Source organism: Bradyrhizobium sp. USDA 4461 (assembly GCF_054055655.1).
This window is the reverse complement of record NZ_JBSRXM010000001.1, coordinates 8348030-8363576: the sequence shown is the minus strand read 5'-3', so window position 1 is coordinate 8363576 and position 15547 is coordinate 8348030. Positions and strand designations below refer to the sequence as shown.

12 protein-coding genes are annotated in these 15547 nt (G+C 64.8%); 7 read left to right on the top strand and 5 right to left on the bottom strand.

Annotated features, from left to right (window positions below; all coding sequences use genetic code 11):
• Both ACVINW_RS39060 and ACVINW_RS39055 read right to left on the bottom strand, forming a co-directional pair.
• Positions 1-555, bottom strand: coding sequence for a carboxymuconolactone decarboxylase family protein (locus ACVINW_RS39060; protein WP_456756222.1), 555 nt, complete (start codon positions 553-555; stop codon positions 1-3).
• 47 nt (positions 556-602) lie between these two features.
• On the bottom strand, positions 603-1553 hold the full coding sequence (locus tag ACVINW_RS39055) for a hypothetical protein (RefSeq protein WP_456756221.1): 951 nt from the start codon (positions 1551-1553) through the stop codon (positions 603-605).
• A gap of 236 nt (positions 1554-1789) precedes the next feature.
• Between ACVINW_RS39055 and ACVINW_RS39050 the strand changes: the two genes are divergently transcribed.
• The 4 genes from ACVINW_RS39050 (at position 1790) to ACVINW_RS39035 (ending at position 8742) form a co-directional block, all read left to right on the top strand.
• Positions 1790-5263, top strand: a complete 3474-nt coding sequence (locus ACVINW_RS39050) for an indolepyruvate ferredoxin oxidoreductase family protein (RefSeq protein ID WP_456756220.1) — start codon at positions 1790-1792, stop codon at positions 5261-5263.
• Positions 5264-5445: 182 nt separating this feature from the next.
• Entirely contained in the window at positions 5446-5832 is a 387-nt protein-coding gene (locus ACVINW_RS39045) for a hypothetical protein (RefSeq protein WP_456756219.1), read from the top strand.
• A 346-nt stretch (positions 5833-6178) separates the two neighbouring features.
• Positions 6179-7759, top strand: a complete 1581-nt coding sequence (locus ACVINW_RS39040) for an alkaline phosphatase D family protein (RefSeq protein WP_456756218.1) — start codon at positions 6179-6181, stop codon at positions 7757-7759.
• Positions 7760-7923: 164 nt separating this feature from the next.
• Positions 7924-8742, top strand: a complete 819-nt coding sequence (locus tag ACVINW_RS39035) for an aldo/keto reductase (protein WP_456756217.1) — start codon at positions 7924-7926, stop codon at positions 8740-8742.
• 92 nt (positions 8743-8834) lie between these two features.
• On the opposite strand, the gene ACVINW_RS39030 is transcribed toward ACVINW_RS39035, so the two are convergent.
• Complete coding sequence (locus ACVINW_RS39030; protein WP_456756216.1) at positions 8835-9062, bottom strand: hypothetical protein; 228 nt, start codon at positions 9060-9062, stop codon at positions 8835-8837.
• Positions 9063-9223: 161 nt separating this feature from the next.
• Between ACVINW_RS39030 and ACVINW_RS39025 the strand changes: the two genes are divergently transcribed.
• Entirely contained in the window at positions 9224-10504 is a 1281-nt protein-coding gene (locus tag ACVINW_RS39025; protein WP_456756215.1) for an amidohydrolase family protein, read from the top strand.
• 10 nt (positions 10505-10514) lie between these two features.
• On the opposite strand, the gene ACVINW_RS39020 is transcribed toward ACVINW_RS39025, so the two are convergent.
• Together ACVINW_RS39020 and ACVINW_RS39015 are read right to left on the bottom strand one after the other, a co-directional pair.
• On the bottom strand, positions 10515-11753 hold the full coding sequence (locus tag ACVINW_RS39020) for an aminotransferase-like domain-containing protein (RefSeq protein WP_456756214.1): 1239 nt from the start codon (positions 11751-11753) through the stop codon (positions 10515-10517).
• A gap of 62 nt (positions 11754-11815) precedes the next feature.
• A complete protein-coding gene (locus ACVINW_RS39015) occupies positions 11816-12358 on the bottom strand; it encodes a DUF3124 domain-containing protein (RefSeq protein WP_456756213.1) in 543 nt (180 codons plus the stop codon).
• A gap of 58 nt (positions 12359-12416) precedes the next feature.
• On the opposite strand from ACVINW_RS39015, the gene ACVINW_RS39010 reads away from it, so the two are divergent.
• Both ACVINW_RS39010 and ribB read left to right on the top strand, forming a co-directional pair.
• On the top strand, positions 12417-14150 hold the full coding sequence (locus tag ACVINW_RS39010; RefSeq protein WP_456756212.1) for a cation:proton antiporter domain-containing protein: 1734 nt from the start codon (positions 12417-12419) through the stop codon (positions 14148-14150).
• 201 nt (positions 14151-14351) lie between these two features.
• Positions 14352-15428, top strand: a complete 1077-nt coding sequence (ribB, locus tag ACVINW_RS39005; protein ID WP_456756211.1) for a 3,4-dihydroxy-2-butanone-4-phosphate synthase — start codon at positions 14352-14354, stop codon at positions 15426-15428.
• Positions 15429-15547: the final 119 nt, after the last annotated feature.

Genomic DNA, 15547 nt, shown 5'->3' with positions numbered 1-15547 from the left:
TCACTTCACTCCCGGGATCGGGTACTGTTGCAGTACCTCTTTGTAGGTGGGCTCGTTGTCGATCTGCATGGTGGCAAGCACCCGCACCACGGCGCAGTAGAACGCGATGGTCAGTACCAGGTCGGTCATGTGTTCGTCGGACAGCTCCCGCTTGATCTCGGCGAAGGTCGCCTCCGACATCGCGAGCTCGCGCACCATCTCGCGGGCACCCCTGAGGATCGCTTTCGCCAACGGCTCGAGCGCCGAGGGCTGGCCGTTGGTCTCGGCGATCAGGCCCTGGATGTCCTCGTCGGTGACGCCAAACTCCTTGCCGATCTTCACATGGTGGGTGAACTCGTATTCCGACTTCTCGAGCCAGCCGACCTGAAGGATCGCGAGCTCGCGCAAGCGCGGGTCGAGCTTGCTCTTGAAGCGGATGTAGCCGCCGATCCCGTTGAAGGCCCGCGCCATCTCCGGCGAGTTGACCAGCAGCTTGTGCAGATTGGTGTTGCGCTTGAGCATGTCGCGATATTCTGGCGCGACCTGGTCGGCTTCGAGATAGGGCAGGCGGGCCATTGTTGTTGTCCTTGTTGCGGCGGCTTGCGGAACAGGCGGCTATTGCCTCAGCCGTAGAGGGCTTTGTGCTCGCTTTCGTAATTGGCGTAGGAGTCCTTCATGCTGGCGCCGTTGAGCAGCATGGTGGCGACGACGGCGTTGTCGGCATCGAACACGGTCGAGCGCACCCACATGCTCTCGGTGCGCTTGCTGCCGGAGAGCGCCACGACCTCGCGCTCGACCCAATAGGTCTCGCCCGGGAATAGCGGCCCGCGCACAAGCCGGATCTCCTGGTCGGCGAACAGCCCGACCGCAGGGCCCCGGACCGGCAGCCGGTCCTCGCGGGCGCGGTACTGGAACAGCACGCTCAGCATCTCCATCGGGATGATGGCGCGGCCCCAGGGATTGTGCTCCAGCGAATAATAGTCCGACGGCTCGGTGATCACCTTGAGCTTGTCGGTCAGCGAAAACGGGTAGAGATCGCCCATGTTCTGGTCGAAATCCATCCTGATCGCCTGCCGCGGCGTCTTCATGCCGACCTTGATGTCGGCGAGGATCACCGGATCGGTCAGCGGCTTCAGTTCGCCGAGCCGATGGCTCAGCGCGGTCTCGCTGCCGTCACCGTCGATCGAGGCCGTGCCGCGCAGGATTTCAGTGCCGTCGCGCTTGATCATCCCGATGGTGCAAACGGTCTGCCCCGGCTTCGGCTTCTCGATCTGGGCCTGCACCTCTTCGCCTTCGAACACCGGGTTGCGATAATGCACGGAGAGGCATCCGGTCATGAACCAGGCCCGGCCCCAGATCCGCTCGCACAGCGGCGCGAACTGGCTGAAATGGGTCGGCCCTTCAATCGTGCCGCCGCGGAAGCCGAGCTTCTGCGCGGTTGCGTCGTCGTGGATCGACGCGTGGGAGTCGTAGGTCTGGGCCTGCAGCATCTGCTTCGGGCTGCGCCAGGGACCCACCAGCAGACTCTCCTTCTCCACGATTTCCGTCGTGAACGCGGATTCGACTGTAATCATCCTTGGTCTCCCTTTGCCCGCCACCGTTTCAAAGATGCCGGGGTTCGGCAAGCCTCGCAGGACTACAAAGCCTCGCGGAGCAACAAGGCCTCGCAGGCGCAGCACGAGATATGTGCTGCGGCCATGGAACGGGGCTGTTCATGCATAACAAAATCAGTGCATGCTGATGCATGATTATTCCGACGACAACGAGACCGGTGCGGACCGGCGCGACTAACCGGCGGGGAGCCTGACTGATGGCGTTGATGGAAGTTGGACTGGACGACAAGTACCGGTTGGACACCAAGCGAATCTTCCTCTCCGGTACCCAGGCGCTGGTCCGATTGCCCATGTTGCAGCGCGAACGCGACCGCGCGCACGGGCTGAACACCGCCGGTTTCATCTCCGGTTACCGTGGCTCGCCGCTCGGCATGTACGACCATGCGCTGTGGCGGGCGAAATCCTTTCTGAAGCAGCATGACATCGCCTTCGTTCCCGGCCTCAACGAGGATCTGGCGGCGACCGCGGTCTGGGGCAGCCAGCAGGTCGGCATGTTCCCCGGCGCCAGGGTCGATGGCGTGTTCGGCATCTGGTACGGCAAGGGTCCCGGCGTCGACCGCTCGCTCGATGCGCTCAAGCACGCCAACTCGGCCGGCACCTCGCCGAATGGCGGCGTGATCGCGCTCGCCGGTGACGACCATGGCTGCCAGTCCTCCACGCTCGCGCATCAGAGCGAGCAGGTGTTCGCCTCGGCGCTGATGCCGGTGGTCAATCCGGCAACGTTGCAGGATTATCTCGACCTCGGCATCCTCGGCTTTGCGCTGTCGCGCTATTCCGGCTGCTGGGTCGGCTTCAAGGCGATCTCGGAGACGGTGGAGAGCTCGGCCTCGATCGTCAGCGATCCCGACCGCATCAGGATCATCATGCCCGACGATTTCGAGATGCCGCCGGGCGGGCTCTCGATCCGCTGGCCGGATCCGCCGCTGGAGGCCGAACGTCGTCTGCACGGACCCAAGATGGAGGCCATCGCGGCCTTCGCCCGCGCCAACCGGTTCGACCGCATCGTGCTGGATTCCAAGCCGGCGCGGCTCGGCATCATGGCGACCGGCAAGGCCTATCTCGACCTGCGCCAGGCGCTCGCCGATCTCGGCATCACCGATGCCGAGGCGCAGGCGCTGGGGCTGCGCATCTACAAGGTGGCGCTGACCTGGCCGCTCGAAGCAAACGGCGCGCGCGCCTTCGCCGAGGGCTTGCAGGACGTGCTGGTGGTCGAGGAGAAGCGCGGCTTCATCGAGGACCAGCTGGTCCGCATCCTCTACAACATGGATGCTGCCAGGCGTCCGTCGGTGGTCGGCAAGCGCGACGAGAGCGGCGCGCCGCTGCTGCCGAGCGAGGGCGAGTTGACGCCGACCATGGTCGCCGCCGCCGTGGTGGCGCGGCTGCGCAAGCTCGGCCACCGCAGTCCGCTGCTGGAGCAGCGCCTGGCAAAACTCGAGGCGTTCGATCGTCCGGCCGAGGGTACGGGGACCGCGAAACTGTCGCGGACGCCGTATTTCTGCTCGGGCTGCCCGCACAATTCGTCGACCAAGATCCCCGAGGGCAGCCGCGCCATGGCCGGTATCGGCTGTCACGGCATGGCGCTGTCGGTGCCGAACCGCAACACTCAGACCATCTCGCATATGGGCGCGGAGGGCGTGAGCTGGATCGGGCAGGCGCCGTTCACCAGCGAACAGCACGTGTTCCAGAATCTCGGCGACGGCACCTATACGCATTCCGGTCTGCTGGCGCTGCGCGCGGCGGCGGCCGCCGGCGTCAACATCACCTACAAGATCCTCTACAACGATGCGGTGGCGATGACCGGCGGTCAGCCCGCCGAGGGCGGCTTCACGGTCTCGCAGATCGCGCATCAGGTCTGGGCGGAGGGCACCAAGAAGCTCGCGATCGTCTCCGACGATCCCGACAAATATCCCGCCAATTATTTCCCGTCGGGCGCCACCATCCATCATCGCCGCGAGCTCGACGCCGTGCAGCGCACCTTGCGCGAGATCGAGGGCCTCACCGTCCTGATCTACGACCAGACCTGCGCCGCCGAGAAGCGCCGCCGCCGCAAGCGCGGGCTGTTTCCCGATCCGGCCAAGCGCGTGTTCATCAATGAGCGCGTCTGCGAAGGCTGCGGCGACTGCTCGGTGGCGTCGAACTGCGTCTCGGTGCAGCCGCTGGAGACAGAGCTCGGTCGCAAGCGCCGCATCGACCAGTCGAACTGCAACAAGGATTTCTCCTGCATCGAGGGCTTCTGCCCGAGCTTCGTGATGGTGCAGGATCCCAAGCTGCGCAAGGCCGACCGCACCGCTGCCGATCCGAAGGCGCTGTTTGCCGACCTGCCGACGCCGCCTGCGGCCACCCTGAGCAATCCCTACAACATCCTGATCACCGGCATCGGCGGCACCGGCGTCATCACCATCGGCGCGCTGCTCGGCATGGCCGCGCATGTCGAGGGGCTGGCCTGCTCGACGCTCGACTTCACCGGCCTGTCGCAGAAGAACGGCGCGGTCATGAGCCATGTCCGGCTGGCGCCTACATCCGATATGCTGACCACGGTCCGCATCGCGCCGGGCAATGCCAATCTGATCCTCGGCTGCGACCTCGTCGTCGCCACCAGCGTGCCGGCGCTGAGCCGTGCCGAGCGCGGCGTCACCCGCGCCGTCGTCAACGCCGACCTGCTGCCGACCGCGAGCTTCGTGATCGATCCCGATATCGACTTCGAGGCAAGCTCGATGCGCGATGCCCTGAACGGCGCGGTGACATCAGGCGATCTCGACATCCTCGACGCCACCGGGCTTGCCACCGCGCTGATGGGCGACAGCATCGCCACCAACGCCTTCATGCTCGGCTTCGCGTTCCAGCGCGGCGCGATCCCGCTGTCGCTCGACGCGATTCTGAAAGCGATCGAGCTCAACGGCGCCGCGATCGAGATGAACAAGACCGCGTTCTCGTGGGGCCGGCTTGCCGCGCACGATCTTCAGCGCGTGGTCAGCGCCGCCCGCTTCAAGAATGCGGGCGCAGCTCCGGCCAAGAAGACGCTGGATGAAGCGATCGCATTCCGCGCCAAATTCCTCACCGACTATCAGGACGCGGCCTACGCCAAGCGCTATCTCGACGACGTCGCGCGTGTCCGCACGGCGGAAGCCGCGGCGGCGCCGGGCTCGCAGGACCTGACCGAGGCTTTTGCAAAAGGCCTGTTCAAGCTGATGGCCTACAAGGACGAATACGAGGTCGCGCGGCTCTATTCCGATGGCGAGTTCAGCAAGGCGCTGCGGGAGCAGTTCGAGGGCAATTCCGGTTTGAAGGTCCTGCTGGCGCCCCCGCTGCTGGCACAGCGCGATCCCGTCACCGGGCGCTTGCAGAAGCGCGAGTTCGGCCCGTGGATCTTCAAGGCGTTCGGCTTGCTGGCCGGGCTGAAGGGCCTGCGCGGCACCGCGTTCGACATCTTCGGCTATACCGCCGAGCGCAAAATGGAGCGCGCGCTGCCGGTCGAATATTCGGCGATGATCCTGCGGCATCTCGACGGCAACAAGCCGCTCGATCTGTCGCGCCTGGTGGCGCTGGCCAAGGCTGCGGACCTCGTGCGCGGCTACGGCCACATCAAGGAAGGCAACGTCGCCCGCTACCGCACCGAATGTGCGCGGCTCGAGCGTGCGATCGGCCAGCCGCTGGCACAGGCGGCCGAGTAGGGGAACTTTCCGCGGCCGCCTTGGTTGACCGGTAACCCTGCCCGCAACCTGCGGCTGGATTCGCGCGGCCGGGCCCCTACATGATGGCTGTTCTGTTCGAGTGATTTCAGGAGGCCTTTTTGACGGTCCTGAAAAACGTTTTGGTTGCAACCGTTTGCGCCGCGTGCCTAGCATGGGGCGGTGTGGCGTTGGCCGACGACTACCGCCCGAGCGAGTTCTTCAGCCTCGATCTTTCACGCGCAGTCCTGTCGCCGAAGCCGCTTGGCCCGCCGGCGCAGTTCGAGCCGGTTCCGGTCGAGGCGAAGGCCGACCATGGGCCGGATCAGCATGCAGCCGCCGAACCGAAGGTTGAGGAGCCGAAGGTCGAGCGGCAGAAGCCGGTACGGACCACCAGGGTGACGGCGCCGCGCGAGACGGCACCGCGCGAGCGGAAGCGCGCAGTCGCGCACGTTCCTGCTCGCGCCAAGCTCGCGCGTCGGCATTCGAACCCGCTCGATGCCGAAGCCCGCGATACCAGGATCCAGACCTGGCCGTGCCGCACCGGCGGCATCTGCAACTGGCGGCGGTGAGAGGCGGCGGCCGCGCCTCTCTCTTTCGAGGTGCACTAATCCCAAACCGTCATCCTGAGGAGCGCGCACTTGCGCGCGTCTCGAAGGATCGACGGCCCGTCTCTGGCCGATTCATCCTTCGAGACGCGCGGAGCCTGTCATCGGGCCGCGCTTCGCGCGGACCCGGTGGCGCCTCCTGACAGGATGACGGGTCAGGCGCGTGAGCGCTCGGCGCCCCATGCCGTTCCCAGAATTTCCCTGAGTCATCCCGCCGTCGCAAAACCGTCGGCGCAGAGTCAAGAAACCGTCAGGGCGGAGTCAAACGGCGCAGGCAAAACCTTCGTTGCGATTCGACGAAGGTTATTCGATGCCGACAGCGATCTCCGCAAGGGGGCGAGACCTTACAAGGCGTCAACTTCTGGTGCGCTCGGCGTCGACGGCTGCGCTCGCGGGATTGGGGGCGCTGGCAAGGCCCTATCTAAGCCGCGCCGCGGATCGGCCCGCGATCACAGGGATCCAGTCCGGCGACGTCGCCAGCGATTCCGCCGTGATCTGGGCCCGCGCCGATCGCGCCGCGCACATGCGGATCGAATGCGCCGCGGTCGAGAGCTTTGCCACCATCCTGCGCAGCGCGACCGCCGACGCGCTGCCCGAGCGCGACTTCACCGCAAAGCTGCTGCTGGATGGCCTGCCGCCGGGGCAGGACCTGTTCTATCGCGTCAGCTTCGAGGATCGCGACGGCCTCGTCGGCGAAAGCCGCATCGGGCATTTCCGCACTGCGCCGGTCGATCGCCGCTCGGTCTCCTTTGTCTGGTCCGGCGACGTCGTTGGGCAGGGCTGGGGCATCGACCCCGCTCGCGGCGGCCTGCGCAGCTACCGCACCATGCTGAACGAGCGCCCGGATTTCTTCATCCACTCGGGCGATCATATTTATGCGGATTGCACGGTGCCCGCGGAGCAAGCGCTGCCGAACGGCGAGGTCTGGCGCAACGTCGTCACCCCTGAGAAATCCGTCGTCGCGGAGACCCTTGAGCAGTTTCGCGGTAATTACAAATACAACTGGCTCGACGAGAATTTCCACGCCTTCCATGCCGAAGTGCCTGTGTTCGCGCAGTGGGACGACCACGAGGTGGCCGATGACTGGTCGCCGATCGGCACCGCCGACGCGACCGGCTACGACGCGGACGGCAATTCGAAGCTGGTGGCGCGGGCGCGGCGTGCGTTCCACGAATTCATGCCGATGCGGCTGATGCCGGAGCGCGACGGCCGGGTCTATCGCAAGATCGCCTACGGGCCGTTGCTCGACGTCTTCATCGTCGACATGCCATCCTACCGCGATTCCAGCTGGAACAAGCAGGGCGATCCGGAGCAGGCGTTCATCCTCGGCGAGAGTCAGCTGGCCTGGCTGAAGCGCGAACTGATGGCATCGGATGCTGTCTGGAAGGTGATCGCGGCGGATCTGCCGATCGGGCTCATCAGCCTCGATGCCGTTGCGCTCGGCGACGGGCCGCCCGAGCGGCGCGAGCACGAGATCGCCGACCTGCTGTCCTTCATGAAGCGCGCCGGCGTCCGCAACACGGTGTGGCTCACGGCGGACATGCATTACACCGCGGCGCATCACTATGATCCGAACCGCGCCGTGTTCCAGGAGTTCGAGCCGTTCTGGGAGTTCGTCTCCGGTCCGCTGCATGCCGGCACCTGGTCGCCGGGCGCACTCGACAACACCTTCGGCCCGAAGGCGATGTACCAGAAGGGCTGCACCGCCGAGCAGGGCGACAACCTCGCGCCCTGCTTCGGCCTGCAATTCTTTGGCCGCGTCGACATCGACGGCAGGACCGCCGTGATGACGGTGACGCTGAAGGACGTCGACAACCACGATCTCTGGTCGGTCGACATCGAGCCAAGGCCGGACGCGCGGCCCGGCCAGGCCTTGGCGGAACATATTTAAGCTCGCCAATGCCGTCGCGACATCTTGATTTGCGGCGGCTTGCCCGAAGGGCCGGTTTGCGGGCAGACTAGGCATTGGCAGTCCTGCCAATTTCATTCCCACGAAACGATTTGCTGGCGTGACGTCGTCGATTTCCTCGGCGTCCCACGCGTCAGGAGCTATCCATGGAAAATCTGCAGACACAGGGCATCAGCCTGCCGCAACTCGGGCTCGGCACCTTCCGCATGCAGGGCGATGCCTGCCGCGCGGCGGTCGAGAGCGCGCTCGGGCTCGGTTACCGGCACATCGACACCGCCGAGATGTACGCCAATGAAGAGCCGATCGGCGCGGCGATCGCGGCTTCCAAGGTCCCGCGCAAGGACCTGCATGTGACGACCAAGGTGTGGCACGAGAATCTGGCACCGGATGCGATCCGGACGGCGTTCGATGCCAGCCTGAAGAAGCTGCGGCTCGATCACGTCGATCTCTATCTGGTGCACTGGCCGTCGAAGAACATGAAGCTGCCGGCCGTGTTCGAAACGCTGATGCGGCTGAAGCAGGAGGGCCGCGTCCGCGCGATCGGCGTCGCCAATTTCACCACCGCGCTGCTCAAGATCGTGGTCGAGGACATCAAGGCGCCGATCGCCTGCAACCAGATCGAATATCACGCGATGCTGGACCAGACGCCGGTGCGGACATATCTCGCCGCGAAATCGATCCCGCTGGTGGCCTATTGTCCGCTGGCGCAGGGCCGTTTCGCGACCGATGAGACGCTGACGAAGATCGGCAAGAAGCATGGTGCGACCGCAGCCCAGGTGGCGCTGAAATGGCTGCTCGATCAGGACGGCGTTGCGGCGATTCCGAAGGCCTCGCGCGCGGAGAGCCAGCAGGCCAATCTCGACGCGCTGAAGGTCAAGCTCGACGATGATGATCGCAACGCGATCGCTGCACTCCGCAAGGACATGCGCTGCGTCAATCCGGGCTTTGCCCCGGCGTGGGATTGAGCCCCTCCAGCATCTGATCAAGACGCAGAATAAGAAAATGGCTCCGCGAGGAGCCATTTTCCGTTGTGTCGGTCTCTTGGATGTGTCGGTGATTAGTAGCGATCGCGCCTGATCACGACCGTGCGGTCATGATCGTGATGCCAGCCGCGATGCCAACCGCGGTCATGCCAACCACGGCGCATCTCGGCGCGCGCGCCCCAGCCGCGATCCCAATGATGGTGATGGCCGCGCTTGATCACGACGGTCTCGGCGCTCGCGATCGACGGAACGGCCACTGCGAGCGTGCCGATCGCCGCAAGAACAAAACCAATCTTTTTCATGTCATCCTCCTCAAATGATGCGACGAGAAAACCGTGCAGGCATCGAAACGTTCCTCAGGAACAAGCAGAGTTTTCTGAACGGTTGTTCAGGTGGACTTGCCTAACCCCGGAGTCCGACGCATCATCGCGCCACAAAAATCAATGTTCGGGGGGACGTTGCCGTGAGTGGATCTTCACGCCGGGATTTCTTGAAAGGTGCGGGATCGGCTGCCGCCGCTGCCATCGCAGGGCCGGCCGCAGCCGCGATGGGGCCGGATGACAAGTTCGACCTCGTGATCAAGAGCGGCGACGTGATCGATCCCAGCCAGTCGTTGCGCGGCAAGCGCGACATCGGCATCCGCTGGGGCCTGATCGAGGCGATCGAGGACGAGATTCCGGCCGCGCGCGCCAGCAAGATCATCGATGCGTCGGGCAAGCTCGTGATGCCGGGCCTCGTCGATCTGCATTGCCACGTCTACCCCTATGGGTCCGCGATCGGCATTCCCGCCGACGAGCTGGTGCAATTCCAGGGCACCACGACAGTGGTCTCGGCCGGCGATGCCGGCGTCAACAACCTCGCGGCGCTGCGACGCTTCATCGTGGCGCAGTCGCGGACGCGGATTTATGCTTTCGTCCACATCGCCAATAACGGCCTGTCGGCCTTCCCGGTGGCCGAGCTCTACAACATCGACAACGCCCAGGTCGAAGCCTGCGCGATGGCGCTGGCCGAGAACCCGGACTTCCTGATCGGAGTCAAGGTGCGGATGTCGGAGAACGTCATCTTCAAGCACGGCATCGAGCCGCTGAAGCGCGGTATCCAGGCCTGCGAGATGTGCGGCTGGCCGGCGCGGATGATGGTGCATATCGGCGGCGTCGAGACCAAGGAGCTGATGTCCGATATTCTCGACCTGCTGCGGCCGGGCGATATCCTCACCCACGCCTATTCCGGCGCGCCGAACATGTCCGGCGCCTTCACCAACATCGTGCAGGACGGCAAGCTGTTGCCGGCCGCGCTTGCGGCCAAGCAGCGCGGCGTGCTGTTTGACGTCGGCCATGGCGGCGGCAGCTTTGACTTCACGGTAGCCGAGATCGCAATTCCGGCGGGCTGCACACCCGACACGATCTCTTCCGACATCCACGTCTTCTCGGGCAATTCGCCCGGCATCCCGTTCCTGCCGAACGTGATGAGCAAGTTTTTGGCGATGGGCTCCTCGCTGGATCAGGTGGTGGCGATGGCGACCTCGGCGCCGGCCCGGATCATCAATCGGACGCCGAAGATCGGCACGCTGCAGCGCGGCGCCCCTGGCGATGTCGCGATCATGGACCTCGTCGAAGGTCCCGTCACCTTCGTCGACACCCGCAACAACAAGCGCGACGGCAATCAGCAGCTGAAGCCGGTGCAGACAGTCATCAACGGCGTGCCGTTCGGCCGGCCCTATCAGGCGCCGTTTTCGGTGCGTTGAGCGCGGAACATCAGCCGCGCTTCTCCACATTGCTGCTGCGCGCGGGCACGCCGAATTCCTTGCGGCACACCTCGGCCAGCACCGCGATGCCCTCGCGGATCTGCGCGTGCGAGGGGCTCGCGAAGCAGAGCCGCAGCCGGCTGCCGGAATGCGCCTTGCTGGTCGACCATTCCGGTCCCGGATTGATCGAGACTCCGGCGGCGAGCGCGGCCTGATAGAGCTTCGACGTGTCGACATTGTCGGGCAGCTTGACCCACAGGAAGATGCCGCCCTTCGGCGCCTCGAATTCCGCCGCGGTGCCGAATTGCTCGTTCAGCGCCTCCATCAGCGTGTCGAGTTTTGCGCGCAGCCCTCGCGTCAGTTTGGGCACGTGGGTCGCGAAATGCGGCCCACAATATTCCGCGAGCACCATCTGCTCCAGCGCGCCGGAGCCGGCATCGGTCTTCAGCGGCAGCATCCGCGACATGATTGCCCATGGCGCGACGATGAAGCCGACCCGCAGCGCCGGCGCAATCGACTTCGAGAACGAGCCGATATGGATGACGCCGCCATGCGTGCTCATGGCGTAGATCGCGGGGGGCCGCTCGCCGTTCCAGATCAGATCGGCATAGCAATCGTCCTCGAAGATCGGCACGCCGTATTCTTTCGACAGCTTCAGCATCTCGGCGCGGCGGCTTTCGGGTAGGATCGAGCCGGTCGGGTTCTGCACGGTCGGGATGGTATAGATGTATTTCGGCGTGATGCCGCGCCGCTTGCGATCGGCGAGCGCGGCGGCCAGCGCATCGATCCGGATGCCGTCGCCGTCGAGGGGAATGCCGACCGCGTTGACGCCGAGCCGCGTCAACCGGTTCAGCGAGCCCTGATAGGTCTCCTGCTCGATCAGCACGGTGTCGCCCTTGGCGAGCAGGGTTTGATTGACCAGATCGAGCGCTTGCAGCGAGCCGGAGACGATCATGATCTCATCCGGCGTGCAGCCAATTCCGGCATCGCGCTTCAGCTTCTCGGTCAGGAACTGGCGCAGCGGCAGATAGCCCTGTGGCCCGTGCGCGAGATTGTAGGTCGCAAGATTCCGGCCCTCGCGCTTCAGCACGGCGTTGACCGCTTCCAATAGTCCGTCGACCGGGACCTGGTCGGGATCGTTGTTGCCGCCGACGAAGCTGTATTTCGCGAGCCCGGTCCAGCGCGCGGCCGGTGCAGGCAGGCCGGCCGGGAGCAGTGGTGCAAAATCGAACTGGGCTGAGGTGGACATGGGACGTTTCGCTCCGTGTTGTTATCGTTGAGGCGGCCGCACGTCAGCGGACGTCCGTGAAGTCAATTCTTGCCGGTCAGCCGGATCGGGCGGCCCTGGCTGACGAAGGCATAGTGCCCGGCGCCGACGCTGCCGATCATCAGGGCCTCGACTGCCGGTTCCGCGATCTCGCCGGCGGCGGCCCAATCGACCACGAAATTCGCGCCGGTGCCGCCGCGTGTATCGGTCGTCGCGATCGCGACCTCGACGGTCGCAAACGGTTTTAGCGCGATCGGCGATTTGAGGTAGTTCTCCACCATCTTGCCTGATGTGTCGAAATAGGCGATCCGCTTCAGCACCAGCGGCTTGGTCTCGGAGGCATTGTGCACGCTGAGCGTCACCGAGAAATCCGCCCTGAGCTTGCCCTGGCTCATCGACACGCTGGAATACACCGGCACGTAGAACGCACCGGTGGCGGTGAGGCCTTCCGACGGCACCGCGGTCAGCGAGTTCGCAAAATTTTGTTCAATACTCGCCGGAGATTGTGCTAGCGCCTCCGTCACCCGCACGGTGGGCAGGCAGAGCAGAACTGCCAGAAAAATGCCGCCTGCGCGGATGTGACACATTGCTAGGTTGATCCTCACGCCCGGCCCTCTAGGTTGCGGCAAAGGAAGTCTTTGACGCATGCATGAACTGATTCCCGATATCACGCTCTGTATCCTGTTTGCCTGGGGGATTGGGCTATTGGCCCATTTCTCCCGGCAACCGCTGATCCTTGCGTACCTTATCGCCGGCTTTTTCATTGGTCCATTCGGCATGGGCTGGGTCAAGTCCCAGGAATCGATCAGCGTCATCTCCGAGCTCGGCCTGATCTTCATGCTGTTCATGATCGGGCTCGAAATCGACCTCAAGAAGATCATCCGCGCCGGCAAGGTCATCCTGTTCGCCGGCGCCGGCGAGCTGATCGGCGGCTGCCTGATCGGCGTGGCGTTCTTTGCGGGAATAGGCCTTGCGATCGGCGGCGGCAAGTTCGATGCGGTCTATCTCTGCGTCGCCTGCGCGCTGTCCTCGACCGTCATCATCGTCAAGGTGCTCTACGAGAAGCGCGAGCTCGATACGCTGCCGGGCCGCATCACGCTCGGCGTGCTGGTGCTGCAGGACATCTTCGCGATCCTGTTCCTGGCGGTTCAACCGAGCCTCGACAATCTGCAGATCAGCGTCGTGCTGCTGTCGATCGCCCGCGTTGCGGTGCTGGTCGCGACCGCACTGGTGCTGAGCCGCTACGTGCTGCCGCGGCTGTTCCACCAGATCGCGCGGCGGCCCGAGCTGGTGCTGCTCGGCGCGCTCGCCTGGTGCTTCCTGATCGGCGAGATCGCCGAGCGGCTGCATCTGTCGCGCGAGATGGGCTCGCTGGTCGCGGGCGTCTCGATCTCGACCTTTCCCTACGCGCTCGACGTCACCGCCAAGGTCACGACGCTCAGGGATTTCTTTATCACGCTGTTCTTCGTCGCGCTCGGCATGACGATCCCGATCCCGGGCTTGCAGGTGATCGGACTGGCGCTTGTCATCGCGGCGTTCACGGTGGCGAGCCGCCTGGTCACGACGTTCACGCCGCTCTACCTGATGAAGCAGGGCCTGCGCGCCAGCCTGCTGCCGGCGATCAATCTGGCGCAGATCTCCGAGTTCTCGCTGGTGGTGATCCAGACCGGTATCGCCGCCAACCATATCGGGACCGAGACCGCGAGCGCGGCCTCGTTCGCCTTCGTGGTGCTGGCGGTGCTTTCGACCTTCGCGATTGGGCGCAGCGACCAGATCGTGCGCGGCCTGATCGGCCCCTTGAAGCGCATCGGCCTGCGCGATCTCGACCATGTGGGCGAAGCCCGCGGTGAGGGCGGCCAGGAGGGCGGACATGGCGAGATCCGGCGCATCGTGATCCTCGGCTTTTTCCGCGCCGCGAGCGCGCTGATCAGCCAGATCGAGCGGCAGAACCAGTCCCTGCTCGAGCAGATCAGCGTCATCGACTTCAATCCGCTGGTGTTCCGCACGCTGTCCGACCGCGGCATGCACGTGATCTATGGCGACATCAGCAACGTCGACACGCTGGTCCATGCCGGCATCGGCAAGGCCGAGATCATCATCCTGAGCGTGCCGGATTTCCTGCTGGTCGGCGCCGACAATGAGAAGCTGGTGCGCCACGTCCGCGCGCTCAATCCGACCGCGCGGATCGTCGCCACCGCCGATCTCCTGACCGGCGTCGACGATCTCTACGCCGCCGGCGCCGACTACGTGACGGTGACCCGGCTCAGCGACGCCGCCGAGCTTTACTCGGTGATCGAGGCCGCCGACGCCGGCCTGCTCGACGACAAGCGCGCCGAGCTGGATGCCCAGCTCAGCGACCGCCGCGAAGTGCTGCCGTAGAAGCCGACTGTGTAGCCCGGATGCAGCGAAGCGAAATCCGGGGATGTTTCCGTGTGCATGGTCCCGGATTTCGCTTCCGCTCCATCCGGGCTACGAGCTCCTGGTATGCCTGCCAAACGCATGGCGGGTTGCATAATGATACTGGCGCTGCCATCGGAACCCGGCTAATCCACTGCCTGCATAAAGCGAGATGTCAGGACAATGGCCGATACGATCCAGGAAGTGCTGCAAGCCTTTGCGAAGGGTGAACTCGTCGTCGTCACCGACGATGACGATCGGGAAGGCGAGGGCGATCTGATCGTCGCGGCGTCGTTCTGCACGGCGGAAAAGATGGCCTTCATCATCCGCCACACCTCCGGCATCGTCTGCGCGCCGATTACCACCGAGGATGCCCGCCGGCTGCGGCTCGACCCGATGGTGGCGCACAACGAGTCCAACCACACCACGGCCTTCACCGTCTCGATCGACTACAAGCCCGATGGCGGCACCGGCATCTCGGCCGAGGAACGTGCCTCCTGCTGCCGCGCGCTGGCCAATCCCAATGCCGGCGCCAACGACTTCGCGCGCCCCGGCCACATCTTCCCGCTGATCGCGCGCGATGGCGGCGTGCTGCTGCGCTCGGGCCATACCGAAGCCGCGGTCGATCTGTGCCGGCTCTCGGGCTTGCCGCCGGTCGGTGTCATCAGCGAGCTGATGAACGACGATGGAACCGTGATGAAAGGCGAGCAGGTCGCGAAATTCGCCGCCGCCCACAAGCTCAAGCACGTCACGATCGCCGACATGATCGCCTACCGCCAGGCGCGCGAGAAGCTGATCGAGCGGGTCGCGACCTTCACCACCGAGAGCCCGATCGGTCCGCTGCAGGGCTACGCCTATCGTTCGCCGTTCGACGAAATCATGCATGCCGCCTTCGTCTATAACGGCATCGGCGACGGCCGGGACGTGCTGACACGGCTGCACAAGCCCAACATCGTCAAGGATCTCTTCACCGGGCCGGCGCGGATGGAAGCCGTGTTGCGGCATTTCAAGGATGCCGGCCGCGGCGTGCTGGTCTATCTGCGCGACGGTGCCGCCGGAGTTCCGGTCCAGCCGGTGGACGAGCAGAAGTCGGCGGAGGCCGATCGCAACAAGCAATGGCGCGAGGTCGGCGTCGGCGCTCAGATCCTGCGCGATCTCGGCATCACCTCGATCCGGCACCTGACCTCGTCGGTGCACGACTACAAGGGGCTGTCAGGTTTCGGCATCGAGATTGTGTCGAATGAGAAGTTCGACGGCTAGTAGCTGTCATTCCGGGTTCGATGCTGCGCATCGCCCCGAAATGACGGTGATCCCAATTCAATTGCGCTTCGCAGCTGAGCGCTTTAATTTACCCGCCAATTTCCGAGTGATGACGCGAA

Coding starts and splice junctions, on each gene's coding strand:
- ACVINW_RS39020 (WP_456756214.1), bottom strand. CDS start 11,753: ATGTCCACCTCAGCCCAGTTCGATTTTGCACCACTGCTCCCGGCCGGC.
- ribB (WP_456756211.1), top strand. CDS start 14,352: ATGGCCGATACGATCCAGGAAGTGCTGCAAGCCTTTGCGAAGGGTGAA.
- ACVINW_RS39010 (WP_456756212.1), top strand. CDS start 12,417: ATGCATGAACTGATTCCCGATATCACGCTCTGTATCCTGTTTGCCTGG.
- ACVINW_RS39055 (WP_456756221.1), bottom strand. CDS start 1,553: ATGATTACAGTCGAATCCGCGTTCACGACGGAAATCGTGGAGAAGGAG.
- ACVINW_RS39040 (WP_456756218.1), top strand. CDS start 6,179: ATGCCGACAGCGATCTCCGCAAGGGGGCGAGACCTTACAAGGCGTCAA.
- ACVINW_RS39050 (WP_456756220.1), top strand. CDS start 1,790: ATGGCGTTGATGGAAGTTGGACTGGACGACAAGTACCGGTTGGACACC.
- ACVINW_RS39015 (WP_456756213.1), bottom strand. CDS start 12,358: ATGTGTCACATCCGCGCAGGCGGCATTTTTCTGGCAGTTCTGCTCTGC.
- ACVINW_RS39030 (WP_456756216.1), bottom strand. CDS start 9,062: ATGAAAAAGATTGGTTTTGTTCTTGCGGCGATCGGCACGCTCGCAGTG.
- ACVINW_RS39060 (WP_456756222.1), bottom strand. CDS start 555: ATGGCCCGCCTGCCCTATCTCGAAGCCGACCAGGTCGCGCCAGAATAT.
- ACVINW_RS39035 (WP_456756217.1), top strand. CDS start 7,924: ATGGAAAATCTGCAGACACAGGGCATCAGCCTGCCGCAACTCGGGCTC.